6 protein-coding genes and 1 pseudogene are annotated in these 10,861 nt (G+C 71.2%); all 7 read right to left on the bottom strand.

Annotated elements, in window-relative coordinates; translation table 11 throughout:
• Positions 1-2: 2 nt before the first annotated feature.
• The gene (locus IEZ21_RS38190; protein WP_189326420.1) at positions 3-1,355 is read right to left on the bottom strand and encodes an O-antigen ligase family protein; all 1,353 of its coding nucleotides are present in this window, start codon (positions 1,353-1,355) and stop codon (positions 3-5) included.
• A gap of 1 nt (position 1,356) precedes the next feature.
• Entirely contained in the window at positions 1,357-2,877 is a 1,521-nt protein-coding gene (locus IEZ21_RS38185) for a right-handed parallel beta-helix repeat-containing protein (protein WP_189326419.1), read from the bottom strand.
• 8 nt (positions 2,878-2,885) lie between these two features.
• A complete protein-coding gene (locus tag IEZ21_RS38180; RefSeq protein WP_189326418.1) occupies positions 2,886-4,862 on the bottom strand; it encodes a heparinase II/III family protein in 1,977 nt (658 codons plus the stop codon).
• Positions 4,859-7,060, bottom strand: a complete 2,202-nt coding sequence (locus IEZ21_RS38175) for a bi-domain-containing oxidoreductase (protein ID WP_189326417.1) — start codon at positions 7,058-7,060, stop codon at positions 4,859-4,861. Before IEZ21_RS38175 ends, IEZ21_RS38180 begins: the two co-directional genes overlap by 4 nt.
• A gap of 17 nt (positions 7,061-7,077) precedes the next feature.
• Positions 7,078-9,024: an asparagine synthase (glutamine-hydrolyzing) gene (gene asnB, locus IEZ21_RS38170; RefSeq protein WP_189326416.1), complete on the bottom strand. Its 1,947-nt coding sequence runs from the start codon at positions 9,022-9,024 to the stop codon at positions 7,078-7,080.
• A gap of 3 nt (positions 9,025-9,027) precedes the next feature.
• Positions 9,028-10,581 (bottom strand): Wzz/FepE/Etk N-terminal domain-containing protein, encoded by a 1,554-nt coding sequence (locus IEZ21_RS38165; RefSeq protein WP_189326415.1) that lies wholly within the window; start codon positions 10,579-10,581, stop codon positions 9,028-9,030.
• Positions 10,578-10,861, bottom strand: a pseudogene (locus tag IEZ21_RS48105) (polysaccharide biosynthesis protein); the annotation flags it as partial. The gene IEZ21_RS38165 and the pseudogene IEZ21_RS48105, both read right to left, overlap by 4 nt.

The following is a 10,861-nucleotide window of genomic DNA, read 5'->3' as shown; positions in this document are numbered from 1 at the left end:
GCTCAGGTCACCTCCGATCTTTGGGCCCATCGCGGGATGCGTCGTCGAGGTACTGCGGGCGTCGAGAGGCGAGGGACTTCGGGTGTCGAGAGGGGAGGGACTTCGGGTGTCGAGAGGGGAGTGGCCGCGGCAGGTGCCGCAAGGAGCGAGGCGGCCAGGGCCAGATGCAGCAGATACGGCGAGGCGTCGCCGAGCCCGGCCTCGGTGTACGACGCGATCGCGCAGTAGCTGATCAGGAAGATCGCGCAGGCCCTCTGCAGCGACGGTGGCCGCAGCAACGCGACGCCGGACAGGACGATGATGATCGCCGCCACCAGGGCGACGCCGATCAGACCCTGTTCGTGGTAAACGGCCAGCCAGCTGTTGTCGATCGGCAGCCCGCCGAACGACTTGTCGCCCAGGCCCACGCCGAACAACTTCTCCGCGGTCGTCCGGGGCGCTGCCAGCAGGGCATCCCAGACCTTGGCCCGGCCGGTGAGGCTGGTGAGGTACTCCTGGCTCTGTCCGCGCAGGAACCACGCCCGTAACGCGGAGGAGAACCCCACCACGGCCACCGCGGCGCACAGCACCGCCCAGGTGAAGAACCGGCGGGCGGCGGCACTGGTCAGGATGAGCGAGCCGATCGCCAACACCAACCCTATGAGCAGGCCGAGCGTGGCCGTCCGGGTATGGGTCAACGCGAGCAGGACGAGTGAGGGCACGATGACCACCGCCGCGCTGGCCCTGTCGGTCCGGCGGCCCAGTACGAGCAGCACGGTGAGCCCGATGATCACCGCGGCGTACTGTCCGATCTGCGGCGGGGTGAGCGGCCACAACGCGCCGACAAGGCGTCCGCCGTAGAGCTCGGGCATGGCCGCGCCCGGTGAGATGACCAGGCCGGCGGCCACTGACCCGAGCACCGCGAAGTACATCCGGATGTGGTGCCGGACGAACGTCAGGCCGCCGTCCCACCAGCGGCTGAGGAGCCACAGCGTGCCGATGAAGAGAGCCAGCCGGGCGCAGCGGAACAGAGCGCCGAACCCGGACTCCAGTTGCAGGCTGGAGATCATGCTCGGCACCAGCAGCAGGGTGAGCAGGAGTACGAAGGCGCTGGCTCGGATGCGCAGCCGGAGATTGACGGCGAGCGCCAGCGTGAACGCGGCGAGCAGCGCGCCCATGGTGATCATCTGGATGAGGGAGCGGGGCAGCGGGACGATGGTCTTCGCCCCGGTGGAGCCGAGCGTGTTGAGGATCAGCAACCCCCAGACGACGCCGACGATCTTCGGTGTGCCGGCAGGACGCGGTTCGGCGCCGGACCGCGTGCCCGCCGTGTCCGGTCCGCCCGGCAGCCCACCGCGCCGCAGGTCCCCGCCCATCTCAACCACCGGCCCGTGGGGCGAGGGTGCTGCCCGCGTCCTGCTGATAGGTCTTGCCCTGCCACTGTCCGAAGCCGAGCACCCGGCTCGGGTCGTGGGCGACGAATTTCCATGGTCCGAGGTAGACGTTGTCGTACCAGCGGTTGTGCTGCTTGCGGGTGATCGCCTCGGCCACCCGCTCGCCCTTGTACGGTGACCAGTCCGGATAGGTGCCGTAGTTGGACAGCACCGCCATTCGGTCGCACTTCACCGTGCACTTGACGACGGACTTGTCCAGCACGAAGCGGTTGTCGTGGATGTCCACCCGCTGGGTCTTCCACCGGCAGTCGGCGTAGAGCGGTGGCTTGGCGATCGCCGGCTGCGCGCAGCGGTCGGAGTCCCGCACCAGCAAGGTGCAGTCACCGGACGAGGTGTTGGCCGGGCTGTTGCAGAACCGGTCGGCGTTCTCCCACAGGGTGATCCCGGACCAGTTGTTCTCCAGCACGTTCCGGTAGACCTCGACCTTGTCGGTGCGGGCTTTGATCCGTGGTTCGCCGCCGGACTCGGACAGGTAGACGGTCGCGAACGGGAAGTTGTCGCCGCGGGCGGCTTCCCTGCGGCCCTCGACCCAGTTGTTCTTCCGGATCTTGTTGTTCCGGATGACCGCGTTGTAGCTGGTCTCGTAGATCAGCGCGGCACCGTCGTTGGCCTCGATCACGTTGTTCTCGATGCGGAAGTCGTTGTTGTTGGTGTCCGCCCACAACCCTGTTCCGCGGTTGTCGTGCACCCAGTTGCCGCGTACGTCGGCGCCGTCGACGGCCCAGAACTTGATGCCTCCGGTGCAGCCGCATCCCTCCCGCCGCCGCTCCCAGTCGCCGGTGTTGTTGCCCACGATCTCGTTGCCCTCGACCACCAGGCCGCGGATGGAGTCGCCGGCCTTGTACGCGTTCATGCCGTACTGACCGTTGTCGCGCAGGCAGCTGGCGCGGACCTGCTGGCGGGCACCGGCCATCAGCCCGGCGGCGGAGTTGTACTGGATCGTCGCGTGCTCGATCACCCACCCGTCGGCCGAGTCATGGTTGACCACGCCCTCGTCGTGCGGCGCCACGAAACGCTGCACGGTCAGATAGCGGATCGTGACGTTGCGGGCACTGCCGCCGAACGCGTACTGGTTGGTCTTCCGGCCGTCGAGCACCGCGCCCGGCGCGCCGAGGTAGCGGTTCCCCTCCTTGGGGATGACCTGGGCATAGCGGTCCGGGTCGAGCCTGTGCTTGCCCGGTCGAAGCCAGAACGTGGTCTTCGGGGGGCTGCTCTTGGTCTTCGCAGCCAGGTCACCGACCACCGCGGGGTCGACCGTCACCGCGCCCGCCGGCGCCTTCGCGGGCCCGGCCGCGGGCTTGGCGCACACCCGGGCCGCGGACGTGGACGGCGCAGCGGTCGGCTTCGGCCGCGCGTCCGGCGTGCTCTCACAGCCGGTCGCCGCCAGCAGGGCCAGCGCCACCGGTACCACCGGCAACGCCCGGTGCCGCCACTTGATCCCCACGCGTCCCCCTAGCCCTGGAACCTGAGTACGGTGATGAACCCCTCCGCGCCTTCGGCGAAGCCCGTGCCGACCAGCGTCGTGGCGGGTTCCTTGCGCCCGAAGCCGGGGGAGTACCAGCCCAGCGGCGGGTCACTCTCGCCGCGATGCGCCCGCCAGTGCAGCTCCCCGGGCAGGTCGAGCACCGCGGAGCGCCCCTCGCCGTCCCGGATCCAGGTGAGCTGTGCCCGGTTCCCCACCAGGTCCGCGGCGATCGCCGGGCCGAGGTGGAACGCCAGGCGCACGGCCCGGCGCGGGCCGTGTTGGCCGCGGACCTCGTCGACCACCCTCAGCTCCTGGCTCGCGGCCGTCAGCTCCACCCGGCGGCGGTGCACGGAGCCCTGGTAGCCGTCGTGCTCGGCGCACCAGCGGGCCGTCCCCCCGTCGGAGGTGCCGGATGTGTCCACGGCCAGGACGCGGCTCTTGGCATGCCGGGTCCACAGGAACGGGCCGCCGGAGACGGACTGGTCACCGCCGTCCAGCTGCAGGGTGTTGTGGCCGAGGGTCGAGCGGAAGTACTGCCGCCACTCGGGCTGCCCGTGGTAGCAGAACGTCCCCGGGTCGGCGAGCACGTCGACCCCGTCGTGCCGGACCTCCACGGACAGCGCGTCCGCGTGGGCATGCGCGGCGATGGACAGGAAGCCGTGCGGACCACCGTCGCAGCGGCACCAGATCTCCTCCGGACCGCACAGGATGGTGAGCCCCGCGTCGGCGAAGTGGGCCGGTCGGCTCGCCGGGCGGGTCACGGCCGGTGCGATTCCCTTTTTCGAGTACGGCCGGATGAGCGCGGCCAGCAGCGGGGTGCGTACGTCGGTGCCGGTCACCGCCGGCCACCAGGTGAGTCGGCCGAACACGGCGTCCCCGGTGGCCAGCAGCGAGGCCCAGCGGTCGGTGCCCGCGCCGTCCAGGACCAGACCGTGACCGTCGTCCGCGTCTCCCTGGCGCGGCGGCCGTAGCCGGCTGTCCACGACGGCCGCGAGTGCGTCGGTCATCCGCAGCAGCACCAGCCGGACGGACGCGGGGACCGGCACGTCGGCGGCATCCGCCTCGGCCACCGCGGCCAGGCCGAGTTCCAGCACAAGTCCGTGATACTCGGTGGCCAGCTCGCGGTTGAGGCCGGAGGGGAAGGTGTTGCTTCGCAGGTGCCGCTCAAGGGACCGCAGTGCGTCGGCCCGCCATCGCGCCGAGGAGGGGAACCACCCGAACGCGCAGGCCGCTGCGAACTGCCCGGCGGCCTCGGCGATGACGTGGTTGTTCGCCGAAGACCCCCGGCTGGGGAAGGCGGCCAGCCAGCGCTGGTGGTGCCAGATCTGGTTCAGTGCCACCGGGTTGTCCTCGAAAAGACCGGCCACGCCCGGCCAGCCGTCGAGCAGCCGGCGGACCCACACCCAGGACAGCAGCCGGATGCCCAACTCGATGCCGCTGATCCAGTGCACGCCGCGCAGCGGCGCGTTGGCCGCCCACCACGACCGCAGGTGCTCGGCCACTCGCTCGGCGTACCGCTCGTCCCCGGTGATCGCGTAGGCGGCGGCGAGCTGGGTGAGGTACTGATGCCGGGACAGTTCCCAGATCTGCTTGATGTCCCCGACCGCGTCCTCGTTCCGGTACGGCACGTCGAAGGCGTAGCCCCACGGAGCCCGGCGCCCGGTCTTAGGGTCGCACCACCAGTCCGGGTCGACCAGGTCGTCGCGGACCACCCCGAAATACTCGGCGTGGCCGTACATCAGCCGGTCCGCCTCGGCGATGAGACGTTTCGCGGCGTCCGGAGGTACTGCGGCGATCGTCCCGGCGGGCAGTACCGCGGTGAACCGGGCGCCGGTCACGCTCGGGCAGTCCGGCCGCGCCGACCGCCACAGCCGCCTGCGCACCGCGTCGCCCGCCCGGCCGCCGACCTCCCGCGGTCCCATCCGGGACAGCCGCCGCAGGTACCAGCCCGCGCTCATCGTCATCGCGCCCCCGCCAACGTCACCGGCGCACCACCGGCCAGGCCGGTCTGCACGGCGAGGGTGGCCGCCGTGGTGGCGACCAGCGACTCCAGCGGCACCGGCATCGGCCCGCCGGTCCGTACGGCCTTGATGAACGCGGCCAGTTCGGCGTTCTGGCCCTTGTCCCGGGCCTTGGGAAGGCGCGAACTGACCCACTTCTTGCGGCCGTACACCGAGGCCCGTACGAAGTCGTCGAGCCGCAGCACCTTGCCGTCCGCGACCAGGTCCAGCGTCTCCTTGGGGAAGCCGGGCGCGCCGGTCGTGACGTAGCTGATGGTGGCGGTGGACCCGTCCGGGTAGCGCAGCACGACCTGAAGGTCCTCGTTGCCGGACGGGGCGACCGCGTACACCGAGACCGGGTCGGCCTCGAGCAGCCAGCTCGCCGTGTCGATGAAGTGCCCGCCCTCGCCGGCGAACCGCGAGCCCTCGGTGCCCTGTTGGAGGTACCAGCTGCCGTGCTGAAGCCGGCCCGCGTTGACCAGGTAGCGCAGGCTCGCCGGACCGGTCCGGGCGCCGAACCGCTTTCTGGCCTCCTGCAGCAGCGGCGCGAACCGGCGGTTGAAGCCCACCTGCAGCCGGTCGTTGCCGGACTCCTCCACCGCCGCGAGTACGCCGGCCAGCTCGTCCTCGGTGAGGGCCAGGGGCTTCTCCACGAACACCGTCTTGCCGGCCAGCAGCGCCTTTCGGGTCAGTTCGGCGTGCGAGCTGTGCCGGGTGACCACGAACACCGCGTCGATGGACTTGTCGCCGAGCACGGCGTCGAGATCGGTGGTCGCCTCGGCGAAGCCGAACTTCCGCTGCGCGTTGGCCGCGGACAGCGCCGTCGTGGTGACGACTGTCGACAACTCGACGCCGTCGCGCTGGGTCAGGTGCGGCAGCAGCATCGACGTCGCGTAGTTGCCCGCGCCGACGAACGCAAGGCGTACCGGCGCCTTGGCGGCGCGGGCCGGCGTGGACACTGAGCCGCTGGGTCGCTTCACCGCGGGCACGGCCACCGCCGGGGCCCCCGCTTCCCCCGCTTCCGCTGTGTGTTCAACGGGGCCGGGGTACCGGAACAGCACGGCCACGGCCTTCAGGTCGCCGTCCTTCAGGCTCTGGTACGTCTCGACGGCGTCATCGAAATCGGCGACGTGGGAGACCAAGGGCTCCACGTCGACGCTGCCGCGGGCGAGGAGATCGAGGAAGCACGCCAGGTTGCGGCGCTCGGTCCAGCGCACGTAGCCGATCGGGTAGTCCCGGCCCTCCAGTTCGTACTCCGGGTCGTAGCGCCCGGGGCCGTAACTGCGGGAGAACCGGACGTCGAGCTCTTTCTCGTAGTACGCGTTCCACGGCAGGTCCAGGCGGCACTTGCCGATGTCGACGACCCGGCCGCGGTCCCGGCAGAGCCGGGCGGCCAGCTCGACGGGCTGGTTGCTGCCGCCGCCGGCGGCCAGGTACACCTGGTCCACGCCGTGACCGTCGGTGAGCTCGGCGACGGTGGCTTCCACGGCCGCGGACGCGGGATCGCCGCAGGCCGCGGCGCCCAGCCGCTCGGCCAGCTCGCAGCGCACCGGGTCGGGGTCGACGCCGACGACGCGGACTCCCGAGGCGGCAAGGAGCTGTACCACCAGCTGCCCGATCAGCCCGAGGCCGATGACCAGTGCCACTTCGCCGAGCTGTGACTCGCCTTGGCGGACGCCCTGCATCGCGATCGACCCGACGGTGCCGAAGGCCGCGTGCCGCGGCGCGAGGCCGTCCGGCACCGGGGCGTAGAGGTTCTTCGGCACCCAGTTCAGCTCGGCGTGCAACGCGTGCTCGTTGCCGGCGCAGGCCACGAGGTCGCCGACCTTCACGTCGTCGATCCCGGCGCCGACCTGCTCGACCACCCCGCACAGCGAGTAGCCAAGCGGCGTGTAGGAGTCCAGCTTGCCCATCACCTTGCGGTAGGTGGCGGGCACCCCGTTGGTGGCCACGCTCTGCATGACCTTGGCCACCTGGTCAGGGCGGGAGCGGGCCTTGCCCACCATCGACATGCCGGCCTCGGACACCTTCATGAGCTCGGTCCCGGTGGATATCAGCGAGTAGGCGCTGCGGACCAGCACACCGCCCGGCTTGCACCCCGGCACCGGCACGTCGAGCACCGCCAGCTCGCCGCTCTTGTAGTTCTGCACAACCTGTTTCACCCGAACTCCTCTGATTCCTAAGCCGTTAACCGAGTGCTCTGACCGGACCCAGAGCCGGACCCAGAGGTCGCGCCGCGATACCAGTACTCGAGGGTCAGCACATGCCACAGATGCTTGGAGAAGTCCCGCTGCCCGGCGGCGTCCTCGGCGACCATCCGCGCCAGCGCGTCGCGGCGCAGGAGCCCGGAGCGGACGAGCTCGCCGTCGTTGACCACCTCGCGCACCAGCGGTGCCAGATCCCGGCTCATCCAGGCGCGCAGCGGGGCGCTGAACAGGCCCTTGGGCCGGTACACGATCTCCCGGGGCAGGATCGAGCCGGCCGCCTCCTTGAGGACGGCCTTGCCCTGTCGTCCGACGATCTTGCGATCGCCGGGCACGGCGAACGCCGCCTTGACCACCTCGACGTCCACGTACGGCACCCGCACCTCGGTCGACGCGGCCATGCTCGACCGGTCCGTGTAGGCGAGGTTCAGGCCCGGCAGGAACATCCGGGCGTCGCCCAGGCACATGCGGTTGACGAAGTCGTCGAGATCGTTGTCCTGGTAGATGTCCGCGTGCTCGGTCAGCACGTCGTCGACCGTCCCGGCCAGGTCCGGATCGACCAGGGCGAGCAGCTCGTCCTGGTCGTACATGGTGTAGCTGCGCCGGAACGCGGTCTCCTCCGGCAGATCGGCGAAGGAGAGGAACCGCTTCGCGAAGCGCACCGACCGGTACCCCCGGCGGGCCGTGGCGACCGGCAGCCGGTCCACGGCCCTGGACACCCCGCGCCGCAGGGGCCGCGGGACGCGCTGGTAGCGCAGCGCGAGCAGGTTGGCCAGGTGTTTGCGGTACCCGGCGAACAGCTCGTCGGCACCCATCCCCGAGAGCATCACCTTGACCCCGGCCTCCCGGGCGGCCGAGCAGATCAGGAACGTGTTGATCGCGGCGGGGTCACCGATCGGCTCGTCCAGGTGGTGGGTCATCTGCGGCAGCAGGTCGAGCACATTCGGAGCGATCTCGATCTCATGCAGGTCGACGCCGAACCGCTCGGCCACCTGCCGGGCGTAGCGCAGGTCGTCCGGCATCGCCTCGAACTTGGCGTCCTCGGCGCGGAACCCGATCGTGTAAGCGGAGATCCCGGGTCGGTCGCGGGCCGCAAGGGCGGTCAGGTAGCTGGAGTCGAGGCCGCCGGAGAGGAAGGTCGCCACGGGTACGTCGGAGAGCAGGTGCCGCCGAGTCGACTCCTCGACGATGGCACCTATGTCCGGCTGCTCGCCGGCCTGCGCCCGCTCCCGGCCCTCCGCGGCGACGTCCTTCAGGTGCCAGTACCGGCCGCGCTCGACCCGGCCGTCGGGCCGGCACCGCAGCCAGCTCCCCGGCGGCAGCTTCTCCGCTTCGCGGAAGGCGCAGCGTGAGTCCGGCACCCAGTAGTACAGCAGCGAGGCCACCAGCGCCGCATGGTCCACCTCCAGCGATCCACCGGTCGCGGCGGCGAGCGCCTTGAGCTCGGAGGCGAACACCAGGCCCCCGCCGCGCCGGAGCAGAAACAGCGGCTTGATGCCCAACTGGTCGCGGGCAAGCACCAGTTCACCGGTTCGCTCGTCGAAGATCCCGAACGCGAACATGCCGCGCAGCCGGGGCAGGCAGTCCGTACCCCAGCGCCGCCAGGCCTCGAGCAGCACCTCGGTGTCGGAGGTACCGCGGAAGCGCACCCCGGCGGCTGCCAGCTCGGCACGCAGCTCGGGCGCGTTGTACAGCTCGCCGTTGTACGTAAGGGCGAGGCCGCCCGAGACCATCGGCTGGGCGCCGGTGTCGGACAGGTCGATGATGGCCAGCCGGCGGTGCCCGAGCTGTACTTCGCCGTCACCGACGGGGTGGCCGTACCGGCCCGCCCCGTCCGGACCGCGGTGGGCGAGGGTATCGGTGAGCCGGTCGGTCACGACCTTGCCGTCCGGCCATCGGTACGTGCCTGCGATGCCACACATGTCCTACCGCGCCTCCTGGTCGTTGTCCGGGCCCTGTGAGGCCCGCACCGGCAGCCGCTCCGTCCGCAGCCGGCCCTCCCCCACTGCCTGAACGGCGTGGGAGGTACCCCCACCGTTCTGCCGGGCCGGCCGCTCGTTCTGGCCGCGCAGCGCGGTGCCCAGCCCGTCCCACAGCGTGCCGTCGGTCCGGTCACGCGGATCGGGGTCGATCAGCACCACACCGATCACCGGAATGCGCTGGTCCGCGAGCTGTCGCGCCACGGTGTGCAGCCATGCGGCGTTGCCGTGCCCGGCACGCACGACCAGCACGGTCTGGGTGCCGAGGTACTGGAGGTCGGTCCAAGCCGTGCCGGGCGCCACCGAGCCGACGCCGATCCGGCGCTCCTGATGCGACACGGCCGCGGCACGCTCGCCGCTGACCACGGTGGGGTCTCCTGGCTTCTGGCGGCGCTTTGCGAGCTGCGGGCCGGGCAGACCATCGATGATCACCACTGGCCCCTCCGCCACCAGTGCCCTGGCGAGGTTCAGGGCGATCACGCTCGTGCTGCGCGCACAGCCCAGTTCCAGCAGCGACACCGGTTCCGCGGAGCCGCGCACGGTGCGGGCAAGGCTCGCAGTGAGCCGTTCGCGTGCCGCCCGGGTCCGTCGGCGCTGCCACAGCCTGCCCGACCGGCGGGGCAGCTCCGCGATGACCGAGGCGCCCAGGTTCGCCGCGATGTCCCGGCGCAGCACGGGGCGGTCCGCCACCACCGCGCCGACCGCGGCCAGCGCGAGCCCGAGGACGAGCCCGAGGACGAGTCCGATCGCGGCGTTGGTGGCGGCGGCCCTGGGCAGGGAGTGCTGGACCGCGCGCGGGGCGTCCACGATCTGCGTGCCGGCGATGATCTTGGGCGTGCCGGTGCGCGCCTCCGCTGCGCGCTGGTCGAAGTCGGCGATCCGTGAGTTGAGTTCGGCCCGGCGGGCGAAGAGCGACTCGATGCTCGCCGACGCTTTCGGGTCGCTCTCCGGCGATCGGTCTCCGACCTCCTCGTTGACCTGGGCGAGCTCGTCCCGCATGCGGTCACGCTGGTCGAGCAGGGCCTTGGCCTCGGCCTTCGCGGTCTCTCGCATCCGCCGCACATGGTCCGCGACGAACGCATCGGCCAGTGCCTTGGCCCGGGCCACCGCTTCCGCGTCGCTGTCACCCGTCACATCGATCTGCAGCAGGTTGTTGGTCAAGCCGGTACCCCGGTAGTCCTCCATGAAGTCCTCGGGTTTTTCCGGGGACTTGAGGGACTTCAGGGCCTTGTCGGCGATCCGCGTGGTCCCCAGCAGTGCGACGTCGGTGCGGATCAGCGTTCCGGTGTCGTTCGGCTGGTCCTCCTTGTGCGTGACCAGCACCTTGGTCACCGCGGTCGGCCGCGGCGGCAGCAGGACCGCCACCGCCACGCCGACCAGCAGTCCCAGGAGCGCCATGGAGCTCCAGAGGCGACGGCGCCTGCGCACCGACACCACCAGCGCCTGCAGGTCGAAGAGTGGAGTGGCTGCCGACGACTCCGAAGTCGTGCTCGTCGTCACACTGAACCTCCCGTCGCGTGGCCGCGAACCGCGAGCGCCGGGGTGGCGTTGTCCGGAGGATCGTCGGCAGACCGCGTGGGACGGGCCCGGACCGGGCCGGCGACGACGACGCCGACGACCTTGTGCCCGCCGTCCGCACACGCCTCGGCGACGCCGGCGAGCTCCTCCGTGGTCCAGCTGCCCGCGCTGAGGACGACCAGGGCACCGGACTCGGCGCCGCGGTCCGGCACTGTCGGCCGGTCCACCGAAACCTCCACCACCCGCAGCAGCGGATCGCCCT

It is taken from the genome of Streptomyces flaveus, assembly GCF_014647675.1.
Lineage (GTDB): Bacteria > Actinomycetota > Actinomycetes > Streptomycetales > Streptomycetaceae > Streptomyces > Streptomyces flaveus.
Note: the sequence above shows the minus strand (reverse complement) of the source record. Positions and strands in the feature narration are given on the sequence as shown.